The following is a 23,399-nucleotide window of genomic DNA, read 5'->3' as shown; positions in this document are numbered from 1 at the left end:
CGCTCTTGAGCAGGCTTTCGGGGAGAATACATTATTTTCATCAGAGCCGTTACCTGTCCCCCTACGAGCTCGGGAGCGTTCTGACGCTAGAAGCGCGTGGTTTTTGAAACTCTTGGAGAATCTAAGTCCGTGCAGTCTGGTTTTTGCTGACCCAGATAATGGTCTAGTATCCAATGATCCGTTGCGCAGAAGGGCTTCGAATTTCGGGAAACAGCTTCCACTCGTGGAAGCGCAAGCACTGAGCGAGGGACGTTGCACCGTCATCTACCATCATAACAGTAGACTCAAGGGTGGCCACGATACTGAGGTCGATAAGTGGTTATGCGCGCTACAGATGCCCGCAATTGCCGTCAGGGCGACTGCATATAGCTGCCGAACTTTTTTCATAGTCAATCCTGATGCCGACACCACAAATCGCGCTCGCGAATTTTGCTGCAGGTGGAAAGACCACAAGGTCCGCCTTCACGTCTCTAATGTCGCTTGACAGTCCTCTAGCGAGGAACTGCCCCCTCACCCCCGCTTGAAATACTGCACCTCCCGTTCATGCTTCTCCGCCGCCTCCCTTGTATCAAACGTCCCCAAATTCCGCCGCTTCCCGTCTTCTCGTCCTTCTTCCTTGAATAAAGCCGGTATTTTCCGTCTTTCAGCTTCCTGATCATCGGTCTCTCCCTTGGCGAAGGGCCCGGCGATCGCCGAGCCCCTCCCTTGTCAGTCGCGGTGTTCGGGCATGGCTTTCAGCTGGTCCTTGGTCCAGCTGGTCACGGCGTGGACGTCGCCGTCCTCGTCGCGCATGAAATCGAGTTCGTTGGCGGCGACGGCGACCGGTTTGGCGCCGATGCCGAGGAAGCCGCCGACATCGATGACCACCTGGCCGCTGCCATGCATATGGTCGACGGAGCCGATCTTCTCGTCGTTGGGGCCGTAGATGGTCGCGCCTTCAAGCGTGTCCGGGGTCAGTTCGGCGGGGCGGAGCCTGACGTGGTTTGCGTGGTCCATGAGTGCATCTCCTCTGGGGGGGTTGGGACAGGGTGAACCTCCGAGGCGGCCAAGGGTTCCGACATTGCCGCGGATGACGGAAGTAGCGGGCGCAGATGACGGAGGACAGCGCTTTACCCCCTCTGTCCGGCAGGACAGAGGGGGGCGTCGTAGAGAACTGACTTCGCGGATTTTGGGGGCCGGCTCGATGAATCATCTTCTCATCAAGCCGCGCCAACGCATTGTCTCGAAATGCCTCGCGTTCAGCGCCTGCGCTTCGCCTTGAGGTTGCGCGCGGCCTGCTCGATCGCGGCGCGGTCGGTGCCCAGCCTGTCGATCAGCTCCTGCGCCTCGTCGCCCGATATGCCCGTGCGCGCCGCCAGCGCTTCAACCTGCAGAACGTCGGAGCTGGCGATCTCGCCGGTCTGCGGCAGCGCGTCGTCCGCCGTCAGCGGCAGGGCGGCTTCCCGGTCGATCTCCATCTCGGCCTGGCGCCAGTGCCGGTCATGGTCGCCATGCGCGCCGCCCTCGCGCTGCCAGATCTCGTAGGCGCGGTTCCTGATCTTGTCGTCGCGGTCGTCGCTCATATCCATTCCTCCACTCATGTGAGGCATGAACGCCGCGCCGATCCGAACGATCCAAAAAATTTGCGTGATCGTTGGGGTCACGAGGCGCCTATTATGCAGCGCTGGTCCCTCATCCGGCGGCTATTCGCACTGGCGCCTGGGTCCGCCGGAATAGGGCTGGTAGCTGTTGTCCTCGGGCCGGTAGGAGCGGTAGCGGTTGAAGCAGGAATCGACATGGTCGGCGGAAAGCCCCGCCGTGGCGGCCGAAGCGGCGTCGCCCGTTTCGGCATAGCTGACTTCGGCTGAAGGCTGCGCGCCCTGGTCGGCGCCGGCGTCGAAATAGGGCGAGACGCAGGGGCGCAGCAGCCCGCTATAGGACAAGTAGCTGTTGTCGTCGGGATGGTAGGAGCGGTAGCGGCTGGCGCACCACTGGAGATGGGACGCCGGCAGGACCGCGTCGCTTGCCGCGGGCTCGATCGAGCCGGTCGCGGCCGGATCGGGTGCCGGCTCCTTGGCGGCGATGTCGGGCGGGGCGGGCTGGTCGGCCGGCAAGCGTTCGAGGTTCTGCGCCGCCTTGTTCACCGGCCGCGCGTTCCTGGTCCAGAGCTCCGCCACGCTGACGGTCGGCCTTGCCTCATGCGCGGGCTTGGCGGCAAGCAACCAGGCGGCAAAGGCGAGCCCGCTGCCGAAAACCGCCAGCGTCAAAACGAAGCCGCTGACCAGTGCCACAATCGCTTTCACGTCACGCTCCTTCAGCCCCTGCTTATAGAATGCGGAGCATCAAGGCTGGTTCCAGCAAAGTGCGTGCGAGCGTGTCCGGATGAGGCGCGCGGGCTCAGCTCCCCTCAAACCGGCAGCCTCAGGGAAAACTGGTTCTCCACCGCCAGCAGGGCCGCCGCCATGTCCTTGTCGCGCCGCCGCTGCTGCAAATAGCCGGTCAACAGCCAGTCCAGCGAGAACCTGCCCGCGCCGGCCGCGGCCAACACGAACATGCCGCCTGATGTAGCCAGATCCTTTTCAAAATGCAGCAGTTCGTTCTGGCTGGCGAAGTTGGTGTGGAACAGGGTTGCGGTGGCAAGGCAGAACAGGCCGAGCCCGATGGCGCCCAGCCGCGTCAGCACGCCTGTTGCGACGGAAAGCCCTGCCCCCAGTTGCAGTACGATGGTGGCGATGAACAGCGGCAGGCCGACGCCGAGGGCCGCCATCGCTTTGGCGGCAGCGTCGAAATGGGTTGCCAGCGTGACGCCCTCATGCAGGAAGATGAGGGACAAAAGCAGGCGGCCGACCAGCAGGGCCGCGTCCCTCAGATACAGTCTGGTAGCGAGCAGCTTTGCGGCGCGTTTGTTCAGGGTCATGGTCGGGCTCCGATATTTCTGGCACAGGCGACGCCAAGCAGGGATGGCGCCTGCCGGATGTGATGTTCGAAAGGGCCGGAGCCGGCTCGAGGGAGAGGCGCCGGCTCCGGCAATGGGCGCCAGCCACGAGCGCCCGAACTTTGGTGTGTTGGGGACGGGTTCGCGCCAAGGCCCCCTCATCCGGCCGCTGCGCGGCCACCTATGCCGGGGCGATTCACGGGCCTCGCCCGTCCTTCGGACCCCCGGCGGGGAGAAGAGGCAGGCGCCGACGCTGGCCTCCTCCTCTCCCCTCGGGGAGAGGTCGGATTGCCCCGAATTGCCCTTCGCAATTCGGTTGGCAATCCGGGTGAGGGGGAACTTACTTCGTCACCTTGGTGTCGATGGCCTTTTGCAGGTCGGAAAGCTCCTCGCAGCCGGCGGGGCAGAGTTTCTGCAGCGAGGCCAGTTGCTGATTGGCCTTGGCCATGTCGCCGGTCTCGACATAGAGCTCGCCCAGATATTCGCGGGCCGCCTTGTGGTCGGGCTTCAGCTCCAGCGCCTTGTTGTAGTAGGTCAGCGCGGTGGCGAAGTCGCCGGTCTTGCGCAGCGTGAAGCCGAGCAAATTATAGACGTCGGCCTGCTGGTTGTCCTGCGCGAGGTCGCGCAGATCGGCCAGCGCGCCCTTATAGTCCTTGGCGTCGAGCTTGGCCTTGACGGCAGTGAGGTCCGGCGCGTCGGCGCCCTCGATGTCGTCGACCGCAAAGGCCGGCATGATTGTGGCGACGGGAACCACGGTCAGCACGGCAATGGCGCCGAGCAGGCCGAACAGGGCGTTTCTGCCCAAAAAGGATCGTTTCATTGTCTGTCTCGCTTGGTTGAGTGCTGGCGCTCAAATCTGGACCGGAGTGAAGCCATAGGCGCTGCCGTCCTTGACGAAGACGCCGGTGCCCGGGAACGGGAAGTGCGAGCCGGAAATGCGGATGTTGTCGGCGATCACCCGGTCGATGATTTTGTGGCGCGTGGCGATCGCCGTCGGCCCGTCCTGGTCGTAGGCGCCCTGCCATTCCGGGTGCGGCGCCAGCAGCGCCGGCACATACATGGTGTCGGCCGAGATCATCAGTTGCTCCTTGCCGGAGTTGGCGAGGTACACCGAATGACCCGGCGTGTGGCCGGGTGCGGCGATGATCTGGATGCCGGGCACGACCTCGGCACCATCCTCGACCAGCTTCCAGTTCTTCCATTTCGGGAAGTTCTCGGCGATGCGCTTGCCCGCCGGCTTGCGGCCTTCGGGCAGCTTGGCCAGACGGCTGGGATCGGTCCACCAGGTATATTCAGTGGCGTTGACGATCAGCTCGGCATTGGGGAACACCGGCGTGTTGGTGCCTTTCTCCATCAGGCCCCAGACATGGTCGGGATGGAAATGCGAGATCATGATGGTGTCGATCGCCTTGTAGTCGATGCCGGCGGCGGCCATGTTGGCCGGCAGATGCGTGGCGTTGGCCTGCCACTGGCCGACGCCGGAGCCGGCATCCATCATGATCAGCCTGCCGCCCATCTTGAGCACGGCGACGGTGAGCGGAATGGGCATGAAGTCGGTGGTCAGCCCGGCCTTGGCGAGTGCCGCCTTGGTGTCGTCGACCGAGACATCCCTGATGAAGGCCGGGTCATGCGGCTTCTTCCAGATACCGTCATAGATGGCGGTCACCTCGATGTCGCCGACCGAGTATTTGTAGAAGCCGACGGTGGGTTCCACCGGCGTCTGCGCGAAAGCGGGCCGGGTGAATTCCAGCTTGCCGGCAAGGCCGAAGGCGGCAGCGGCGGCGGCGGATTGAAGCACTGTGCGGCGTGACATGCTGAACATGGTGATCTCCTCTGTTGAGTTGTGGCTACTTTTGAAGGAATGACGGAGGACCGCTGGCCCTCCGTCGCTGACCGCGGATTGGCACGGGCACCGTCGGGATCCGGTGCCGGCCCCATGAACTCAGCGGCCCCAGATGCCCTGACCGGGTTCCTCCGCATCAGAGTGCATTGCCGCCTGCACGCCGTGGCGGACCATGTCCGGCTTGGCGGTAGAGGCGGTGTAGGTGTTATCGATCGTCACGGCGGCCGGCGTGAGGGCGCTCGTGCCGAAATGGTCGCTGCCGGCAAAGGCAGAACTCGAGGCGAGCAACATCGCAGCCACGCTGAAGGCGAGCTTGGTCATTTCGGTAAATCCTTGTTTCGTTTTCCAGGGGTCGCGGCCGCAAGATTGCCCCGCTTGCAGAGAAGACCCGGAAGGACCGTGCTTTATTCCCGGGGGAGCGAGATTTTTTGGGAAGGGCCGAAACCGGCGGCAGCGGCCAGGCGGAAAAGCGCACCCAGACACAATCCAGAAACAAGTTTCAACAGTTCGGAAAAACTGGCGAAAAGATCGGATGGCATAAGCAACCCTCAACGGCCGGAAATCTGGCCGCCGCACAGGCATACGGGGTTTGGGTAGGGACGATGCAACGAGGTTCGAACGGATGGATGGGTGCCCTGCCCGGCATGTCGCTCGCCGACGGCAGCGCCCAGGCGATGCGCACGCCTCCGCCCCGGGCCGATTCTCCCGAACATGTGAAGACGGAGCGGTCGATACTGTGATAACCGCCCGGCCAAAGAGGACCCGGCGGTCAGCGATCGCCGGTCGGAATACCGGAATCTTCCATTTTGCTTCGGTCATTCCAGCTCCATCAACAACGATCAAATTGCAGCGGCGGCGCGGCCGACAATGCCTGCTCGAGCGGCGGCATGATCGAGATGTGCCTGTGAAAGCTTTGCCAGGACGAGAAAGTTTGGAAATGGACCACGGTATCGAAATCGCCGAACTGGACAGGGAAGCGGCAAGATCGGGCGGAGAGCCCGCGACCAGCCCCGACAGCGCCGATGCGCTTGCGGGACTTGCCTCCGGAGCGCGCAGCCAGGTCCTGGTGGGTGCCGATTTTGCCCGGGCAGGTCAGCCGGGCGAGCGGCTCGACAAGGTCTTCGAGCAACTCGCCGAAACATTCGCCACGCTGCCGGCGGTGATTTCCGAGGGCCGCGGCTGGACCTATCAGGAGCTGGATAGCCGTGCCAACCAGTTCGCCCGGCTGCTGGTCAAGCGCGGCGTGCGGCCGGGCGACCGGGTCGGCCTCATTCTCGACCGGTCCGCGGAAACCTATGTGGCCCTGCTCGCCGTGGTCAAGGCGGGCGCCGCCTTCGTGCCGCTGGCCACCGCCTTTCCTGAAGAGCGCATGGCGCTCATCATCGAAGACGCCAACGTCAGCCTGATCGTCACCATTGCCACCTATGCATCGCGGGCCGACCAGCTGCCGGTTCCGCATCTGTTGATCGACAGCGCCGCCGCCGAAATATCGGCCCAGTCGGACGCACCGCTGAAGCCGCACAAGGCGCCGGCCGCCACTGCGATCGAAGACATCTGCTACATCCTCTATACGTCGGGCACGACCGGCAGGCCCAAGGGCGTGGCCATCCGCCACCAGAGTTTTGTCAACTTTATCCGCGTCGCCGCCGCGTCCTACGGCTACCGGCCGGGCGATCGCGTCTACCAGGGCATGACCATCGCCTTCGACTTTTCCTCCGAGGAGATCTGGGTGCCGTTCGTCGCCGGCGCGACCGTCGTGCCCGCACCCGGCCAGATGCCTCTGGTGGGCGAAGAGCTCGCCGATTTCCTGCGCCATCACGACATCACCTGCATGGCCTGCAGCCCGACGCTTCTGTCGTCCATGACGTCGGACGTGCCCAGCCTGCGCACGCTGCTGGTGGGCGGCGAGGCCTGCCCCCACAATCTGGTGGCGCGCTGGTCGAAGCCCGGCCGGCAGATCCTCAACACCTATGGCCCGACCGAGGCGACCGTCACCGCAACCATGGGTGCGCTGACGCCGGACCGGCCGGTGACGATCGGCGCGCCGCTGCCCACCTATTCGATCGTCATTCTCGACCCTTCGCTGCCGCAACTTGCCGAGCCTGGTGAACTGGGCGAGATCGGCATTGCCGGCATCGGGCTGGCGGTCGGCTATCTCAACAGGCTAGACCTGACCGAACAGAAGTTCATCGCCGATTTCCTCGGCCTGCCGAACAACCCGTCCAAGCGCATCTACCGCACCGGCGACCTTGGCCGGATCAACGACGCCGGCGAGATCGAGTATGCCGGGCGCATCGACACCCAGGTGAAGATCCGCGGCTATCGCATTGAACTCGGCGAGATCGAGGCCGTGCTGCTGGACCAGCCTGAAATCGCGCAGGCCGCCGTCACCACCTGGGAGATCGAGCCCGGCCGCGTCGAGCTCGTTGCCTATTACGCGCCCAAGGCCGGCCAGCCGGCGCTCTCGCGCGCCGACATCGCCCAGACGATGAAGCGGCGGCTGCCGGACTACATGGTGCCCTCCTATCTCGAGGAACTGCCGGCGATCCCGATGACGGTCTCCAACAAGGTCGATCTTCGCCAGCTTCCCAAACCGACGACCGTCCGGCTTTCGGCCGACCGCGCCATGGTGCCGCCCGGCAACGACGACGAGCGTTTCCTGGCCGACGCGCTATGCGCCGTGCTGAGATTCGACGACGTGTCCGTCGAGGACAATTTCTTCGACGATCTCGGCGCCAACTCGCTGCTCATGGCGCATTTCTGCGCCCGCGTGCGCACCCGCAAGGAATGGGCGACGACGTCCATGCGCGACATCTATCTCTATCCAACCGTCGCGCGCCTGGCCAAGCACCTCAGCGTGGCGGAAGAGATGACGACGGCCACCAACGAGCCTGTTCTCACCCGCCAGGCGTCCAACCTCGTCTACTGGACCTGCGGCGCGGCGCAGCTGCTGTTTTACGCACTCTACAGCTACGTGGCGCTGTGGGCGGTCAATGACGGCCTCAACTGGGTCTATGACACGCTCGACGACCCGCTGCAGCTATATGTCAGGTGCGTGGTGCTCTCGGCCGGCGTGTTCTTCGGCATGTCGGGCTTCGCCGTTGCCGCCAAATGGGTGCTGGTCGGCCGCTGGAAAGCGGAAGCGTTCCCGATCTGGGGCCTGCGTTACTATCGCTTCTGGGTGGTGAAAACCTTGATCCGCACGGCACCTGTCGTGCTGTTCCGCGGAAGCCCGCTCTACAGCCTGTACCTGCAGCTTCTGGGAACCAGGATCGGCAAGAACGTGGTCATCGAATCCCGTGCCGTGCCCGTGTGCACGGACCTGATTTCGATCGGCGACCGTACGATCCTGCGCAAGGAATCGCTGATCCTCGGCTATCGCGCCCAGGCCGGCTATATCCACACCGGGCCGCTGACCATCGGCCGTGACGCTTTCGTCGGCGTCGGCTGCACGCTCGACATCGACACCGCGATCGGCGACGGCGGCCAGCTCGGCCATTCGTCCTCGCTGCAGCGCGGGCAAAGCATCCCCGACGGCGAACACTGGCATGGATCGCCGGCGGTGCCGACCACGGCGGACTATTGCAAGGTGCGCAACGTCAACCCTCCCCGCATCCGGCGTTTCCTCTACGAAGCCGTGCAGTTGATAGGGCTGTTTGCCATCGTCACCCCGCTGCCGCTTTTGTTCCACAGCTATTGGGAGAATGTCGGCGACGACTATCAGGAGACGATCGGCATCGTGGCGATCGGCACCACGGTCACGCTTTTCGGCTACATCGCCTCGGCCTTCCTCGCCGCCACGGTGGTGCCGCGCCTGTTCAGCCTGATCCTGAAACCCGGCCGCACCTATACGCTTTACGGCTTCCGCTACTGGCTGCAGACGGTTGCCGAGTTCTCGAGCAACTCACGCGTGCTCGGGCTGCTGTTCGGCGACAGCTCGGCCATCGTCCACTACATGAGCGCCATCGGCTGGAACCTCAACAAGGTGGTGCAGACCGGCTCCAATTTCGGGTCCAACCAACAGCACGAAAACCCGCTGCTCTGCGAGATCGGCACCGAGACCATGGTGTCGGACGGGCTTTTCATGATCAACATGCACAAGTCCGCTTCCGCGTTCCGGCTCGAGCCGACGCGGATCGGCGAGCGCAACTATCTCGGCAACAACATCTACTATCCGCCGGATGGACGCACGGGCGACAACGTCCTGCTCGGCACCAAGGTGATGGTCCCGATCGACGGGCCGTTGCGCGAGAATGTCGGCCTTCTGGGCTCGCCGCCCTTTGAAATCCCGCGCATGGTGAACCGCGACAAGGAACTCATCGCCGGCATCGACGAGGCGGACCGGCGCCAGCGCATCCCGCTCAAGAACCGTCACAATCTGGTGACGATCCTCCTGTTCATGGCCACGCAATGGGTCATGCTGTTCGCCACGCTGGCGATTTGGGACCGGGCGCTGAACTATTACACCGAATGGGCGGAAATCGCCCTCTTCGCGGCGGTGCTTTTGACCTCGGCGATCACCATTCCGTTCTATATCTTCGTCGAGCGGGCAAGCCTTGGTTTCCGCAAGCTGAAGCCGCGGATAACGACGATCTACGACGTTACCTTCTGGCGCCATGAGCGCCACTGGAAGCTCGCGGATTCGCCCATCGTGCGCCTTTTCGCCGGCACGCCGTTCCGGCCGATGATCCTGCGCATGCTGGGCGTCAAGGTGGGCAAGCGCGTCTATGACGGCGGCGCCAACCTGACCGAGCGTTCGCTGGTGGAGATTAGCGACGATGTGACGCTCAACGAGGGCTGCGTCATCCAGGCCCATTCGTTGGAGGAAGGCGCGTTCAAGTCTGATTTCATCCGCATCGGCGATGGCTGCACGCTCGGGCCGTCCGCCTTTGTCCATTACGGCGTTGTGATGGGCAAGGGATCGATGGTCGATGCCGATTCCTTCGTGATGAAGGGCGAAGAGCTGGAGCCAAACTCCATCTGGCGCGGCAACCCGGCCAAGCTGCACCGGTTCGTCGAGCCGATCAGCGAGGACTCCGGGGCATCGGCGTCTTGAAGGGCGGCGCGCCTGGCACAGTGGACATCCGTATCGCTCCCGTGACCAGGGCCGATCGCGCTTTGGTCACCGCGTTACAGCTGGCGCCGGAGCAGATGGATTTCGTCGCCAGCAATGCGGACTCCCTGCGCGAAGCCAGATCCGATCGGGACGCGCGGCCGCGCGCCGTCATAGTCGGGGACCAGCTTGTCGGATTCCTGATGTACGAGGCGCCACGGGACGACGACGAGGCGCGCATCTACCGCTTCATGATCGACCGCGCCTGGCAGGGCCGGGGCTACGGCAAGGCCGCGCTGCGGGCGGTGCTGGAGGAAATCCGCGGGCTCGGCCACATCAGGCACGTGTCGATATGCTACGAACCGGAGAACGAGGCGGCACGGCGGCTCTACCGCAGGGCCGGTTTCGTCGAGGAGGGGCTCGACGAGGACGGCGAAATGATCGCCGATCTCGTTCTCCCGGCCGGCGACCGATGACGCCATCAGCCGATCCGTCCGAGGAAATCGCCCTGGCGCGCGCCATGGCCGCCATGGCCCCGGCCGGGGTCCGCACCGGTTGCCGGATCATCCGCGACGGCGACGAAGCCCATCTGTTGCCGGCGGAGGCAGGCTCGATCCCCGCACGCCAGCCGGCCATGCGGCGGGCCAGTGGCGCGGCGCGCTGGATCGTGCACCGGCTGCTCGCGGACGTCGGTTTCGACGGTTTCGCCCTCTTGCGCACTCCATCAGGTGCACCCGCCTGGCCGGAGGGGATAACGGGCTCGCTCGCGCATGATGACGGCATGGCGGTGGCGGCGGTCGCGCCCGTTGCCGGCATCGGCTCGCTCGGCATCGACGTCGAGCCGGCGCTGCCCCTGCCCGATGACATTTTCTCGCTCGTAGCCATTCCCGCCGACCGGATGGGTGCAGCCGACCGGCAGCTCGCCGGCCGCATCCTCTTCGCCGCCAAGGAAGCGGTCTACAAGGCCGCCTATCCGCTGGATCGCGAGGTGCTGGGCTATGAGGACATCGCCGTGGACCTCGAAACCGGCCACGCGACAACGAGGATGGGCCGCAAGGTCAGCACGGCATACTGCATCGCCCCGCGCGTGGTCGTGCTGGCGTTTACTGCAAAATAGGCATCGGCCTATTCGCCAACCACCTCGCGATAATCCCTCACCTCCCCATCCAGCCCGCGTATCCGCCAGCTCTGCCCGTCCTGTTGCTCGACATGGCAAGGTCCGAGCGGCACCTTGCCGCCGCCATCCGGCAGGTCGATGACATAGACCGGATTGCAGATGCCCGACAGGCGGGACCGCAGCGCTTCCACCAGCGCCTGGCCCTCGGCGATCGTGGTGCGCCGGTGCGCCATGCCGCGCGCCAGGTCGCCATGGTGCAGGTAATAGGGTTTTATCCCCAGCCGGTACATCAGCTCGCGGCAGAGCTCTTCCAGCACCTCGACCGTATCGTTGACGCCCTTGAGCAGAACGCTCTGGTTGAGCAGCACGAATCCAGCCTGCCGCAAGGTGCGGCAAGCCGCTTCGGTGGCATCGGTGATCTCGCGCGCGTGGTTGAAATGGGTGACCACGGTCACCATCAGCCGGCCCTGCAGTGCCGCGACCAGTCCTTGCGTGATGCGCGATGGCAACGCCACCGGCACACGCGTGTGGATACGCAAGAGCCTCACATGGGGGATAGCCTCGATGCGGTCACGGATTTCGGCAAGCGCCGCATCGGGCAGCGACAGCGGATCGCCGCCGGTCAGGATCACCTCGCGGATTTCGGGGTGGCCGGCGATATAGGCCAGCGCCGGCTCCAGCGCCTCGCGCGTATAGCCCCGGCCGATCGAGGTCAGCGATTCCTTGCGGAAGCAGAACCGGCAATAGACCGCGCATTGATAGGTCGGGAATAAAAGCACCCGGTCGGCATGGCGATGCGTCAGCCTGGGCACCGGACTGAATTCATGATCGGCGATCGGGTCGCCAAGCTCGCCCTCCGTCTCGTCCAATTCCCCAGGCGACGGGATCACCTGCGCCCGGATCGGATCGGCGGGATCGTTCCAGTCGATCAGGTCGAGATAGCTCTTTGGCGCGCGCACCTTGTGGAGCGTGGCGGCGGCCTGCGCGGCTTCGCGTTCGGCCGGCGAGAGCGGCAAGGAGGAGAGGTCGCGCACATGGCGCACGCCGGCGCGGACATCGTCCTGCCAAGCGGTGTCGGCGGCGCGGGGTGCATCTTTGAGGTTTGGCATCGGCAGGTCTCGGGCTGTTCGCGCGGACCTATCGGCTGGATGGGCAGCGCGGTCAACCACTGCCGCAACGCCAACCATGTCCGCCGCGCTCTACGGCGCTGCCGGACATCTCCCCCTCAAAAGAGGGGGAAATCGGATGTCGCGACGGCCTTCGCCAATCTCCAAGGTTACAAGGGGAACGCCGGCGCCCGAGCTGCCAATCTCCCCCCTTGAGGGGGAGATGTCCGGCAGGACAGAGGGGGGCGCCGTAGAGCACCGCCTTTGCCTTCACAACCTCCGCCCACCCGCGCCCGCCATCGCCACAAAGGCGCTTTCTATGCTTTCGAACCTCAGCTCCGGATAGAGCGCCCCGGCTTCAGGCGTGGCGGTCTCGAGCGCGGTCTCGCCGCGGATCCAGAACGCGCGCAGCAATCCAAGGCCGGGAACCGCCGCGATCAGCGCTTCAAGCTCCTCGGCGCTCATCTGCTTGACGCGCGGCGAGCGGCCGCTCACTTGCCGCCACAGCTCGATCATCGCGCTCTGCGTGATCTTGTTCTGCGCGATCCGGATTTCGCCGCGAACGGCGTCGGGATCCTCCAGCGCACGCAAGGTGACCGCCGCGATATCCTTCTCGCTGACAAACGTCGCCGCCACATTGCCGTCGCCATAGAGCGTCACCTCGTCGGGCGGCAATGGCGACGAGCCGAAGCGCGTCAGGTCGCCCAGTGTCGCCACCCAGGTCGAGAAGAAGCCGTTGGTGTAGATCACGGTATAGGGCAGGTCGGCCTCCCGGACCGCGTCGAAGACGGCCCGCTTGATGTCGAGCGGTTCGATCGAACCGGGTGCGGCGGCCGCAAAGTCGAGGCCGAAGCCGGCGGACGGCACATAGCGGGAGACGCCGGCATCCCTGACGGCGCGCACCAGCGTCATCTCGCTGGCCGAACCGACATGGACCGAGCTGATGACGCGATCGACCTTGCCGACGGCGCGCACAAGGCTGTCATAATCGTCGAGATCGCCGACATGCACCGTGGCGCCCAATTCCTTCAGCGGGCGCATCCGCGCTTCATTGCCTGATGTTGCCGGCCGGACGAGGACGTGGAGGCTGTCGCCGTTGCCAGCGCTGGCCTTCGCCATCTCGCTGCCGAGAAGCCCGGTCGCGCCGATGATCAGGGTGCTGGTCATATCGCCCTCCCATTGCCGAGGATGGACCCGTCCCAGTCGCGTTCGAGGCCGATGTCATGCAAACGGCGATCGGAAAGCCGGGAGATCTGGCTCAGCGTGCGGCGGCGCTCGAACGCTGCCGCGCCTCGCATGGCAAGGCCGCTCATCGCGGCCCCGATGGGTCGAAGGGTCAAGGTCATAATCCGTCTCCTGTGTTTCACTGGGCGCAAGCCTGCCGATGTCGCCCGGGCGGGGCGAGCATGACGGTTGCTCACACTTGTCTGGTCAATTCAGCGCATCGATGAACCGGAAGTCCGGTATGGATGCTTGGTACGCCTAAATATTGGGTCATTCGCGACTGGACGACAAACGACTCTTTGTGCAGGATTTGTGAGCAACGCTCACAGGTCGAACCGATGCCGCGCAGATTGCCGCCCCTCACCGCTTTGCCCGCCTTCGACGCGGCCGCCAGACATTTGAGTTTCTCCAAGGCCGCCGAAGAGCTCAACCTCACCCATGGCGCGGTCAGCCGCGCCATCCGCAACATCGAGGACAGGCTGGGCATCCAGCTCTTCGATCGCGGCACACGCTCCGTGCGCCTCACCACTGTCGGCGCGGCCTATGCGGCGGAGGTCGGCAAGGCGCTCGACCAGATCGCCGCCGCCACCATCGCCGCCACGCCCGACCGCTCGACCCGCATCCTCAACGTCAGCACGTCGGACGGCTTCGCTGGCCGCTGGCTGGTGCCGAGGCTGCATCGCTTTCATCGCGCCAATCCCGACATCGACGTGCGGCTGGCGACCTCGGGCGTGCTGGCCGATTTCGTCAGCGACGGCATCGACATATCCATCCGCTACGGCCGTGGCGGCTATACCGGGGTGACGGCGGAATTCCTCGCCGACGAAGAGGTCTTCCCCGTCTGCAGTCCCGAACTCCTGGAAGGCGACCATCCGCTGCGGCAGCCCGGGGATTTGAGGCATCACAAGCTGATCCACGACGCCTTCCGCATCGACTGGGCGTCATGGCTTGAACAGGCAGGCGTCGAAGGCATCGACCCCAAACGCGGCGTGCGCTTCGATTCCGCCACCTTTGCCGTCGAGGCCGCGGTGCATGGCGAAGGCGTGTTGCTCGGCCGTAGCGCGCTGGTCTCGGCCGATCTTGCGGCAGGCCGGCTGGTCCGGCCCTTCGACCTCGCGCTGAAATCAGCCGCCAGCTACTACGTCGTCTATCCGGAAGGCGCGCTGCGCCAGAAGAAGATCAGGGCCTTCCGCGACTGGCTGTTCGCCGAGATCGCGGTCGACTGGGTCGGCGCGAAGAATAGCGGCTGATCCGGCGAACGCCCCCTGAACTCTCCTCCGCTCCGGAGCGGAGGCTGCCCAGCCACCCAGTCAGTCCGACGGCTCGTCAGCGATCTTGGGCATCACGATCTGGATGGGACGGCTGCCGATCGGCGCTCCGGTCCCGCGATCGATGCTGACCGGGTCGATTTCGGTTCCTGTCTCGGCGTCGAAGAACCGGGTGAAATCGCCGCCGCCCCGGTGCTTTGCCCCCCATGCGGCGAGCGAAAACAGCACGGGAAGCAAATCCTGACCCGCCTGGGTCAGCACATATTCATCGCGTGGCGGCCGCTCTGAATATCGCCGTTTCTCCAGCAATCCTTCCTCCGTCAGGGTTGCCAGCCGGCTGGTCAGCATCGTCGGGGCAATGCCGAGGTTCTTGCGAAATTCGTCGAAACGGCTGAGCCCCGCATGGGCGTCGCGCATGATCAGCATGCTCCACGTGTCGCCCACCGAGCCGAGGCTGCGGGCGATCAAACAGGGCTGGCTGGAAAGATTCTTCACGTCGATACCATTTCGATAGTGACTTACTACTAATTTAATAGTATCTGATCTCGCGAGGCCGTTCCACCGAAAAATGAAGGCGACGACCGGACCTCGCGCCGCTGGAGTTCCCAAATGAAGTTCTATCTGTGCAAGTACATCCCGCCCCGCGCCGACTTTCTCGCGACCATGACCGGCGACGAGCGGGAATGGATGAAGCAGCATGGCGCCTTTCTGGACGAGCTGCTCGATCGCGGACTGATCGTCGCCCATGGTCCGGTGATGGATCCAGGCGGCGGCTATGGCCTGTCGCTCTACCGGATCGCCGACGATCAGGACATCCAGGCGATAACCTCGCAAGACCCCATCGTGAGGAATGGCGCCGGCCATTACGAACATCACCCCATGCTTCACCTGAGCGTGCGCGGCTGACCCGTGCATCAGCACAAGCGCCATGACCCGTACATCTCGAAGGATATTGAAATGAATGCCAAAAATCGCGGCGTCGCCGTCGTCACCGGGGCAGCCGGCGGTATCGGGCTTGCAACGGCCAAGGCCCTTCTGTCAGCCGGTTACCGCGTCTTCGGCACGACCCGGAAAGCCGCAGCCGGGTCGCCGGCCGGGATCACAATGCTGAGCTGCGACGTGACCGATGCGGACTCCGTCGCACGCATGGTGTCGGAGGTGATAAGCCAGGCCGGGCGCATAGACCTGCTCGTCAACAATGCCGGCAATGCACTGATCGCGGGCGCCGAAGAATCGTCGGTCGAACAGGCAAAGGCCCTTTTCGACGTCAACGTCTTCGGTCTCATCCGCGTCACAAACGAGGTCCTGCCGATCATGCGGCGCCAGGGCAGCGGCCGGATCGTCAACATCAGCTCGGTCGTCGGCTTTGTCCCCAGCCCGTTCAGCGCGCTCTACACTTCCACGAAACATGCCGTCGAGGGCTATTCCGAATCGCTGGATCATGAGGTCCGCCCCTTCGGTGTTCGCGTCCTGCTGGTCGAACCGGCCTTCACCCGCACCGCTCTCGATCACAATGCGACGAAGCCGGACAGGATGATGAGTATCTATGATCAGGCGCGGGCAACGGCGACCGCGGTCTGGAACAGTGCGATCGAAGCCGGCGATGCTCCCGAGATCGTCGGCCAGGCGGTCGTCACCGCAGCCACCGCGACATTGCCGAAGCTGCGCTATCCCGCCAGCAAGCAGGCGCGCCGCCTGTACCTGCTGCGACGGTTTGTTCCCGCGAATGCTTTCGACAAAAGCCTTCGAAAACAGATGAACCTGCCGGCGTGACAAACGCCACTGTTCGGCGGGCCAGTTTTGAGACGCCGCCCTGAACGAAGCGAGACAGGTGGACAGCCAAGAGCTGCCCACCCGGCCGCCGCCACCATACCCCCCACGAACAGAGCGGACGTTGGTGTGCGCCGCCACCAGTCGTCATATGGCGGGTATCGCGTTCGGAGGCCTATTCCTTGGCGCGAAAAGCTTCCGGCACGATGAAAACCTCGTCGGCGCGGCCATAGCCGCCGTCGGCGACTTCCTCCACCAGCACCATCGTGTAGGGCCGCACGCCCTCGCCGAAAAAATCGACGAACATGGCTGTGGTCCGATGGATGAGGTCTTCCTTCTGCGCCTTGGAGAGGGCCGCCTGCGGCATCTTGATATTGGCGAACGGCATGATCGTTCCTTGTTTCTGGAGGTTGGTTTGAGGTTTTGGGATGGAGCAGGTCGGCAGGCAGCAGCGGCCCGCCGCCTCAGATCACGCCGCCATTGGCGCGGATGATTTGTCCGTTGACCCAGCCACTGTCCGGTCCGGCCAGGAACGAGACCACGCCGGCAATGTCGTCGGGCTGGCCGAGCCTGCCGAGCGGGACCATTTTGGCCGTGGCCTCGATCTGCGCCGCGCTCTTGCCGTCCGTGAACAGCGCCGTCTCGACCGGCCCGGGCGCCACCGCGTTGACGGTGATGGCGCGCGCGCCAAGCTCCTTGGCCAGGATGTGCGTCATCGCCTCGACCGCCGCCTTGGTGGCGGCGTAGACGCCGTAACCCGGCTGGTAGAGGCCGACGACGCTGCTCGAGAAATTGACGATGCGGCCGCCATCGCGAAGGCGTTTTGCGCCTTCGCGCATGCCACGGAACACGCCGCCGAGATTGATCGCGACCTGGGTGTCGAAGAAGGCGTCATCGGCCTGTGCGATCGGCGAAAGCTTCATGATGCCGGCATTGTTGATAAGGATGTCGATGCCGCCGAACGCCTTCTCGCCGGCATCGAAAAGACTGGCGATGCCGGCCGGATCGGCGATGTCGGCCTGCACGGCGATCGCCTTGCCGCCATCGGCTTCGATGGCGCGCACCAGCGCCTCGGCCTCCGCCTGTCCCCGCGCATAATTGACGACGACGGCGATACCGTCGCGGGCGAGCCGCCGCGCGATCGCCGCACCGATGCCCTTGGAGGCGCCGGTCACGATCGCCGCCCTGGTTTGTCCCGTACTTGTTTGGTCAGAAGTCATGGAAGTCTCTCCGTTTTCTCGGTGAGACGGATATAGGCGAGGCCAATTTCCGGATAATCAACCATCTCTTGACATAACTATTCGGAAACTGCGAACAAAGGCCCATGGATCGGCTCGATATGATGCGGCTCTTCGTTCGCGTGCTGGAACGGCGCAGCTTCACCGCTGCCGCCGCCGATCTCGGCCTGCCGCGCTCGACAGCGACGGAAGCGGTCCGGCGGCTGGAAGAGCACCTTGGCGCCCGGCTGCTGGAGCGCACGACGCGCCAGGTGAACGCCACGCAGGACGGCGAGGTCTATTACCGGCGCTGCCTGTCGATCCTGGCCGAGATCGAGGATGCCGAGGCCGCCTTCCGCGACGCCGAGCCGTTCGGCCTGCTGCGCATCGACGCCAGCACGCTGCTCACCCGCACCTTCCTGTTGCCGCGCCTGCCGGAATTCCTCACCCGCTTTCCCCGCATCGACCTGCAGATCGGCCAGAGCGACCGGCTGGTCGACCTCGTGCGCGAGGGTGTCGACTGCGTCATCCGCGTCGGCGAACCGCCCGACAGCGGCATGATCATGCGGCGCCTTGGCATGATCCGCGAGATGACCTGCGCCAGCCCCGCCTATCTCTCTCGCCACGGCACGCCCGCCTCCCCCGACGCGCTGGATGGCCATCAGGCGGTCGGCTTCGTCTCCTCGCGCACCGGCGAAGTGCTGCCCTTCGAATTCACCGTCGGCGGCAAGACGCGCGAGGTCAGGCTGCCCGGCCGCGTCGCCGCCAACAATTCCGACACCGCCGCCGACTTGGCGCGGCTCGGCCTCGGCCTCATCCAGGCGCCGCGCTATCGCTTCGAGAAGGACCTCGCCGACGGCACGCTGGTCGAAGTGCTGGCCGAGTACCCGCCTTCGCCCACGCCATTGTCGGCGCTCTACCCGCAGAACCGGCAGCTCTCGCCGCGCCTGCGCGTCTTCCTCGACTGGGCGACACGCATCTTCGCCGAGGCGAACTTGTAAGAGCAATTCCATGAAAAGTGTGTAGCGGTTTTCCGTCCGGAATTGCGTCAACACAAAGCAGGCACCCACCGTTGCCCATTGGCGCCGTCTGATGTCAATGTCGCTGCGACGGCGCGCCATGGGACATGGAGCGCCGTCAGGGATGATTTTCATGACCGCGACAAAGACCGGCTTGCCGCGCTTTGACGATGCCGTTGCGGGCTTTCGGATCGAGGATGAGATCGCCAGACTGCGGGGCGACCCTGCGACCGGCATCAACGCCTATGTCGAATGCTGCGGCCGGCACACCGGCGGAAACCGGCTGGCGCTGCGCGCCATCTCGGCCGGCGGCGAGCTCAGCGAATTCAGCTTCGACGATCTCGCCGACATATCCGGCCGTGTCGGCACTCTGCTGAAGCGGTTGGGCGTCGGCCCCGGCGATGTCGTGGCCGGCATGCTGCCGCGCATTCCCGAACTGGTGGCGCTGATCCTCGGCGCCTGGCGTATCGGCGCCGTCTACCAGCCTCTGTTCACCGCCGTCGGCCCGAAGGCGATCGAGCATCGCCTGGGCTACAGCTGCGCCAGGCTGGTGGTCACCGATCCCGCCAATCGCGGCAAGCTCGACGAGGTCGCGAACCCTCCGCAAATCGCCACCATCCTCGGTGCGGGCGATGCGGTGGCTGAGGTGACACCGATTTCCGCACCACCCATGGGCTGAAATCAATCCGCCAGACCGAACCTCTCCCGCCGTCTCAGTTAAGGTGATCGCCGGATCCTGATCCAATAAATCATTGTGTTGAAAGCGTTTCGCTGATTAGCTGTCCTGCATATAGCCGGGACAATTGGCAATGTTGTCCGGAGAGGACCGCGATGCCGGTACTTGAGGTTCGCCACGTCTCCAAGAATTTTGGGGCCATCCAGGCCCTGACGGACGTTAGCTTCCAAGTGGAGCGAGGCGAAGTCGTGGGGCTGATGGGGGACAACGGTGCCGGCAAGTCGACGATAGTCAAAACGGTGGCCGGGAATTTTCCGCCGAACGACGGCGAAATTGTCGTGGACGGCGAGGTTTGTCACTTCCATAAACCCGTCCAAGCGCGGGCCAAAGGTATCGAAGTAGTCTATCAGGATCTCGCGCTCGCCGACAATTTGACGGCCGCGCAGAACGTCTTTCTTGGCCGCGAGATGAAGAAGGGCTTCTGGCCAATCAAGGTGCTCGATAAACAGGCGATGATCGAGCGTTCGGCATCGCTGTTCAAGGAACTGAAATCGGAAACCCGGCCGAGCGACCTCGTCAGGAAGATGTCGGGTGGGCAGCGTCAGGCGGTAGCCATCGCGCGGACACGGCTTTCAAACGCCAAGCTGGTGCTGATGGACGAACCGACCGCCGCTATTTCGGTGCGTCAGGTGGCGGAAGTGCTTGAATTAATCCGACGCCTCAAAGCGCAAGGGGTTGGCGTCATGTTGATCAGCCATCGCATGCCTGACGTTTTCGCTGTCTCAGATCGTATCATTGTGCTCAGGCGGGGTTCAAAGGTTGCCGACAAGGATGCCGGCGACACATCACCCGAGGAAATCACTGGATTAATAACGGGGGCCATCCGTGGCGAATAGTGCTCGGGAGTCAGTTAGTGTCAGGGAGTCCGCCCGGGAAATCAGCCGACCGGGCATGTCTGAGTTCGTCCCGACCAAGGAAAAGACCGCGCTCCAAAGTGTGATGTCAAGTCAGCCCTTCTGGGTGACGATCGCGCTCATTGCACTCGTCACCTGGATGACTGCCATGGAACCGAGCTTCGGGACTTCCGAAAACGCCGCCAACGTCACGCGCAACTTCGCACCTTTCGGCATCATGGCGCTCGGCATGACGGTGGTGATCATTACTGGGGGCATCGATCTGTCGGTCGGCTCGATCATGGGCCTCGTGGTCATTGTCGCCGGCCTGTTTCTGACCTGGCACTATCCCTGGTACGTGGCCTTCGCCATCGGCCTCTTCGCCGGTATGGCTTGCGGCGCGGTCAATGGTTTCTTCGTCGCTTATGTCGGAATGCCATCCTTCGTGGTCACCCTCGGCATGCTGTCCGCGGCGCGCTCGCTCGCCGTCGTATTTTCGGCCAACCAAATGCTCTACCAATTCGGGCCCGATGCTCCAATCGTGAAAGCGATCGGTCAGTGGAGATGGCCGCTGCATGGGCCCGAGCACTGGGCACCGCACTGGATACCAGAACTGTCATCGCAATTCTGGACCATGGTGGTTCTGGCCCTCATCGTCGGCTTCGTGTTCAATTTTACTGCCTGGGCCCGGCATCTCTTCGCCATCGGCGGCAATGAGGACGCGGCACGGCTCACCGGCGTTCCGGTCGACTGGATCAAATTCGAGGCCTACGTCTTCTCGGCTTTCACCGCCTCGCTCGCCTCCCTCCTGCTCCTCGGCTACAACGGCTCAGCCATCAACGCCATGGGCCAGGGGTACGAGCTGCGCGTGATCGCCGCGACAGTCATTGGCGGCGCCAGCCTCATGGGCGGCGCCGGCACGGCCTTCGGCGCGATCATCGGTTCAGCCTTCCTCGAAGTGATCAGGAACGCTCTGCTGATGGCCGGCATCGATTCAAATTGGCAGGGTGCCTTCGTCGGCGCCTTCATCGTTCTTGCGGTTCTCCTGGGCATGCAGACCGGCGGCAAATCCATTCTCGCCAAGTCGCTGGCCGTCTTGATGCCCAAGAAAGGCCGCTAGAAACCCGCCGGCGGGAGGCCTGCGGGACATCCAGCTAGGAGGAGAACGTGACATGAAAAAACATCTGCTGACGGCGGCCGTGGCGCTTGGCGCAATGGTGCTCGCCGTTTCCGGCGCCCAGGCGAAATATACGTTCGCCCTGGTACCGAAGAACATGAACAATCCCTTTTTCGACCAGGCACGCGACGGCTGCAAGAAAGCCGAAGCTGAATCGAAGGGCGCCGTGGAGTGCATGTATATAGGCCCCGGCGAGCATGGCGGCGGCGACGAGCAGGTTCAGATCGTGCAGGATCTCGTAGCCAAGAAGGTGGACGGCATCGCCGTGTCGCCATCGAATGCCGCGGCGATGGCGGTTGCGCTGCAGGCCGCCAAGGAAGCCGGTATCCCGGTGCTCACCTGGGATTCCGACCTCCTGCCCGAGAATAAGGAGCTTCGCGCCGCCTATATCGGCACCCACAATTATGAGATCGGTGTGAACCTTGCCAAGCTGGCCATGCAGGTCAAGCCCAAGGGGGGCACGATCTGCATCCAATCGGGCGGCGCGGCGGCGGCCAACCACAATGAACGCATGCAGGGCATTCGCGATACGCTTTCGGGCACCAAATCGGCCGCCTCGCCCGGGGACCGGCTAACCGGCCAGAACGGCTGGACCGAAATCGAAGGCTGTCCGCTCTATACCAACGATGATTTTCCTCTTTCGGTGCAGCAGTTTGAAGACATCATGGCGAAGAACCCGAATCTCGACGCGTTCATCCCAACCGGTGGTTTCCCGCAGTTCATCCCCGACGCCAACCGTGCTGCGGTCGCGCCGTACAAGGACAAGATCGCCAAGAAGGAACTGGCGCTGGTCGTTGCCGATACCTTGCCCACGCAAATTGAACAAATGAAGGAAGGATACTCCCTCGGGCAGGTTGGCCAGCGCCCGTTCGAAATGGGCTACAAGACGATGATGGCACTGAAGGATATGAAGGACGGCAAGGCTCCGCCGGCTGACCCGACCTACACGGGCCTCGACGTTTGTACTCCACAGACAGCGGATACCTGCGTCGCCAAATAGTGCTTTTGCCTAAGGGCGGGAGGAAACTCCCGCCCCTTGCTACAGGAACCTCTATGTCGCAATTGTTCTCGCTCAAGGGCCGTGTCGCATTGGTGACGGGCGCTTCGCGTGGCCTCGGCTTCGCCATGGCCAAGGCACTTGCCGAGAACGGCGCGACGGTGATCGTCAATGCCCGCGACATCCACGCCCTGTCAGCAGCGGCGGAAAGGATCGGTGCCGAAGCCCTGCCGTTCGATGTCACCGATGCGGCGATCTCGAAGGCATCGCTCGAAGGAATGGTCGAACGCCATGGCCGCCTGGATATTCTGATCAACAACGCTGGCATCCAGCATCGCAGGCCGTTGGTGGACTGGGAGGACGAGGATTTCGACAGGGTGATTGCCGTCAATCTTTCGTCCTGCTTTCGAATGATACGCGACGCCGTGCGCTTGATGCTGCCCAACAAGTTTGGGCGTATCATCAACACCGGATCGGTTGCAGGGATCCTTGGCCGTCCCACCATTCATGCCTATGTTGCCGCGAAGGCGGGCCTGCATGGATTGACACGCTCCACTGCAGCTGAGATGGGCCGTCACGGCATCACGATCAACGCGATCGCGCCCGGTTATTTCGCAACGGAACTCAACACCGCGCTAATGAACGACGAAGCCTTCACCAAATGGGTCGAAGCGCGGACCCCTGCAGGCCGCTGGGCCCGGGCTGAGGAGCTCGGTGGAGCCGCGGTGTTTCTCGCCTCAGATGCTGCCGCCTACGTCAATGGACATGTATTGGCCGTCGACGGCGGTCTATCGGTTTCGCTGTGAACCGCTAACTGCTTTCACCCGTCTGTCGGGGCGTGTGCCAGGGCGATAGAGATCGCCTGCCACTAAAAAATTCCCGAAGCCCTCGAACATTCGAACACGATCTTGAACACCGTTCCCTCGCCCTGGCCGAGATCGAGGCCTCAACGGCGATAGGAACAGTTATCGTCGAAGGACAGGAACGGGATCGGATCCCCTTTCGACAGGATCAGCTCGGGGGACTTCACCCAATGCGGGCTCTCGCGGAAGAGCAGGATGTCGGTGGGCCGGATCTCATGCTGGAACACCTGGATGATGGCCGCATCGAGCGCCCCCCAACAGG

25 protein-coding genes and 2 pseudogenes are annotated in these 23,399 nt (G+C 63.9%); 13 read left to right on the top strand and 14 right to left on the bottom strand.

Annotated features, from left to right (window positions below; translation table 11 throughout):
- Positions 1-708 precede the first annotated feature (708 nt).
- From M653_RS0116145 to M653_RS0116115, 7 genes are all read right to left on the bottom strand, one after another.
- Positions 709-996, bottom strand: coding sequence for a hypothetical protein (locus M653_RS0116145; RefSeq protein ID WP_027144288.1), 288 nt, complete (start codon positions 994-996; stop codon positions 709-711).
- Positions 997-1,238: 242 nt separating this feature from the next.
- Positions 1,239-1,562: a DUF2934 domain-containing protein gene (locus M653_RS0116140; protein ID WP_027144287.1), complete on the bottom strand. Its 324-nt coding sequence runs from the start codon at positions 1,560-1,562 to the stop codon at positions 1,239-1,241.
- Between the two features lie 120 nt (positions 1,563-1,682).
- Complete coding sequence (locus tag M653_RS0116135; RefSeq protein ID WP_027144286.1) at positions 1,683-2,282, bottom strand: BA14K family protein; 600 nt, start codon at positions 2,280-2,282, stop codon at positions 1,683-1,685.
- A gap of 104 nt (positions 2,283-2,386) precedes the next feature.
- Positions 2,387-2,896, bottom strand: coding sequence for a DoxX family protein (locus M653_RS0116130; protein WP_027144285.1), 510 nt, complete (start codon positions 2,894-2,896; stop codon positions 2,387-2,389).
- A gap of 358 nt (positions 2,897-3,254) precedes the next feature.
- Positions 3,255-3,734, bottom strand: coding sequence for a tetratricopeptide repeat protein (locus M653_RS0116125; RefSeq protein ID WP_027144284.1), 480 nt, complete (start codon positions 3,732-3,734; stop codon positions 3,255-3,257).
- Between the two features lie 30 nt (positions 3,735-3,764).
- Positions 3,765-4,736 (bottom strand): MBL fold metallo-hydrolase, encoded by a 972-nt coding sequence (locus tag M653_RS0116120; RefSeq protein ID WP_027144283.1) that lies wholly within the window; start codon positions 4,734-4,736, stop codon positions 3,765-3,767.
- Positions 4,737-4,856: 120 nt separating this feature from the next.
- Positions 4,857-5,078: a DUF680 domain-containing protein gene (locus tag M653_RS0116115; RefSeq protein WP_027144282.1), complete on the bottom strand. Its 222-nt coding sequence runs from the start codon at positions 5,076-5,078 to the stop codon at positions 4,857-4,859.
- Between the two features lie 107 nt (positions 5,079-5,185).
- Here M653_RS0116115 and M653_RS1000000136730 point away from each other — a divergent pair, with 107 nt between their 5' ends.
- The 4 genes from M653_RS1000000136730 (at position 5,186) to M653_RS0116095 (ending at position 10,927) form a co-directional block, all read left to right on the top strand.
- Positions 5,186-5,497 (top strand): hypothetical protein, encoded by a 312-nt coding sequence (locus M653_RS1000000136730; RefSeq protein ID WP_156938205.1) that lies wholly within the window; start codon positions 5,186-5,188, stop codon positions 5,495-5,497.
- Positions 5,498-5,694: 197 nt separating this feature from the next.
- The gene (locus tag M653_RS0116105) at positions 5,695-9,813 is read left to right on the top strand and encodes a Pls/PosA family non-ribosomal peptide synthetase (RefSeq protein WP_027144281.1); all 4,119 of its coding nucleotides are present in this window, start codon (positions 5,695-5,697) and stop codon (positions 9,811-9,813) included.
- A 20-nt stretch (positions 9,814-9,833) separates the two neighbouring features.
- On the top strand, positions 9,834-10,286 hold the full coding sequence (locus M653_RS0116100; protein ID WP_245262161.1) for a GNAT family N-acetyltransferase: 453 nt from the start codon (positions 9,834-9,836) through the stop codon (positions 10,284-10,286).
- Entirely contained in the window at positions 10,283-10,927 is a 645-nt protein-coding gene (locus M653_RS0116095; RefSeq protein ID WP_027144279.1) for a 4'-phosphopantetheinyl transferase superfamily protein, read from the top strand. The genes M653_RS0116100 and M653_RS0116095 overlap by 4 nt, the downstream gene beginning before the upstream one ends.
- Before the next feature lie 8 nt (positions 10,928-10,935).
- On the opposite strand, the gene M653_RS0116090 is transcribed toward M653_RS0116095, so the two are convergent.
- The 3 genes from M653_RS0116090 to M653_RS0116080 all read right to left on the bottom strand — a co-directional run bounded on the left by M653_RS0116090 (position 10,936) and on the right by M653_RS0116080 (position 13,379).
- Complete coding sequence (locus M653_RS0116090) at positions 10,936-12,036, bottom strand: KamA family radical SAM protein (protein WP_027144278.1); 1,101 nt, start codon at positions 12,034-12,036, stop codon at positions 10,936-10,938.
- A gap of 267 nt (positions 12,037-12,303) precedes the next feature.
- Positions 12,304-13,200: an NmrA family NAD(P)-binding protein gene (locus tag M653_RS0116085; RefSeq protein WP_027144277.1), complete on the bottom strand. Its 897-nt coding sequence runs from the start codon at positions 13,198-13,200 to the stop codon at positions 12,304-12,306.
- Complete coding sequence (locus M653_RS0116080; RefSeq protein ID WP_027144276.1) at positions 13,197-13,379, bottom strand: DUF1127 domain-containing protein; 183 nt, start codon at positions 13,377-13,379, stop codon at positions 13,197-13,199. Before M653_RS0116080 ends, M653_RS0116085 begins: the two co-directional genes overlap by 4 nt.
- Before the next feature lie 216 nt (positions 13,380-13,595).
- Between M653_RS0116080 and M653_RS0116075 the strand changes: the two genes are divergently transcribed.
- Positions 13,596-14,507, top strand: a complete 912-nt coding sequence (locus tag M653_RS0116075; protein WP_027144275.1) for a transcriptional regulator GcvA — start codon at positions 13,596-13,598, stop codon at positions 14,505-14,507.
- A gap of 60 nt (positions 14,508-14,567) precedes the next feature.
- On the opposite strand, the gene M653_RS0116070 is transcribed toward M653_RS0116075, so the two are convergent.
- Positions 14,568-15,020, bottom strand: a complete 453-nt coding sequence (locus M653_RS0116070; protein ID WP_027144274.1) for a helix-turn-helix domain-containing protein — start codon at positions 15,018-15,020, stop codon at positions 14,568-14,570.
- Positions 15,021-15,134: 114 nt separating this feature from the next.
- Between M653_RS0116070 and M653_RS0116065 the strand changes: the two genes are divergently transcribed.
- Both M653_RS0116065 and M653_RS0116060 read left to right on the top strand, forming a co-directional pair.
- Positions 15,135-15,431, top strand: a complete 297-nt coding sequence (locus tag M653_RS0116065; RefSeq protein WP_027144273.1) for a YciI family protein — start codon at positions 15,135-15,137, stop codon at positions 15,429-15,431.
- Between the two features lie 51 nt (positions 15,432-15,482).
- Complete coding sequence (locus M653_RS0116060; protein WP_027144272.1) at positions 15,483-16,298, top strand: oxidoreductase; 816 nt, start codon at positions 15,483-15,485, stop codon at positions 16,296-16,298.
- Positions 16,299-16,470: 172 nt separating this feature from the next.
- Here the strand turns inward: M653_RS0116060 and M653_RS0116055 are convergent, their stop codons facing one another.
- Positions 16,471-16,683: a 4-oxalocrotonate tautomerase family protein gene (locus M653_RS0116055; RefSeq protein WP_027144271.1), complete on the bottom strand. Its 213-nt coding sequence runs from the start codon at positions 16,681-16,683 to the stop codon at positions 16,471-16,473.
- A gap of 76 nt (positions 16,684-16,759) precedes the next feature.
- Positions 16,760-17,515, bottom strand: coding sequence for an SDR family oxidoreductase (locus M653_RS0116050; RefSeq protein WP_027144270.1), 756 nt, complete (start codon positions 17,513-17,515; stop codon positions 16,760-16,762).
- A 104-nt stretch (positions 17,516-17,619) separates the two neighbouring features.
- Here M653_RS0116050 and M653_RS0116045 point away from each other — a divergent pair, with 104 nt between their 5' ends.
- The 6 genes and pseudogenes from M653_RS0116045 to M653_RS0116020 all read left to right on the top strand — a co-directional run bounded on the left by M653_RS0116045 (position 17,620) and on the right by M653_RS0116020 (position 23,080).
- On the top strand, positions 17,620-18,513 hold the full coding sequence (locus tag M653_RS0116045; RefSeq protein ID WP_027144269.1) for a LysR family transcriptional regulator: 894 nt from the start codon (positions 17,620-17,622) through the stop codon (positions 18,511-18,513).
- A gap of 151 nt (positions 18,514-18,664) precedes the next feature.
- A pseudogene (locus M653_RS1000000134470) lies at positions 18,665-19,194 on the top strand (AMP-binding protein); the annotation flags it as partial.
- 168 nt (positions 19,195-19,362) lie between these two features.
- Positions 19,363-20,103 (top strand): ATP-binding cassette domain-containing protein, encoded by a 741-nt coding sequence (locus M653_RS0116035; protein WP_027144267.1) that lies wholly within the window; start codon positions 19,363-19,365, stop codon positions 20,101-20,103.
- A 55-nt stretch (positions 20,104-20,158) separates the two neighbouring features.
- Entirely contained in the window at positions 20,159-21,220 is a 1,062-nt protein-coding gene (locus tag M653_RS0116030) for an ABC transporter permease (protein ID WP_032935349.1), read from the top strand.
- 52 nt (positions 21,221-21,272) lie between these two features.
- Positions 21,273-22,277 (top strand): sugar-binding protein, encoded by a 1,005-nt coding sequence (locus tag M653_RS0116025; protein WP_027144265.1) that lies wholly within the window; start codon positions 21,273-21,275, stop codon positions 22,275-22,277.
- 53 nt (positions 22,278-22,330) lie between these two features.
- On the top strand, positions 22,331-23,080 hold the full coding sequence (locus M653_RS0116020) for a glucose 1-dehydrogenase (RefSeq protein ID WP_027144264.1): 750 nt from the start codon (positions 22,331-22,333) through the stop codon (positions 23,078-23,080).
- A 65-nt stretch (positions 23,081-23,145) separates the two neighbouring features.
- Here the strand turns inward: M653_RS0116020 and M653_RS1000000136725 are convergent.
- Positions 23,146-23,391, bottom strand: a pseudogene (locus M653_RS1000000136725) (LysR family transcriptional regulator); the annotation flags it as partial.
- Positions 23,392-23,399: the final 8 nt, after the last annotated feature.

The sequence above is a fragment of the Mesorhizobium sp. WSM3626 genome, assembly GCF_000513935.1.
GTDB lineage: Bacteria > Pseudomonadota > Alphaproteobacteria > Rhizobiales > Rhizobiaceae > Mesorhizobium > Mesorhizobium salmacidum.
Note: the sequence above shows the minus strand (reverse complement) of the source record. Positions and strands in the feature narration are given on the sequence as shown.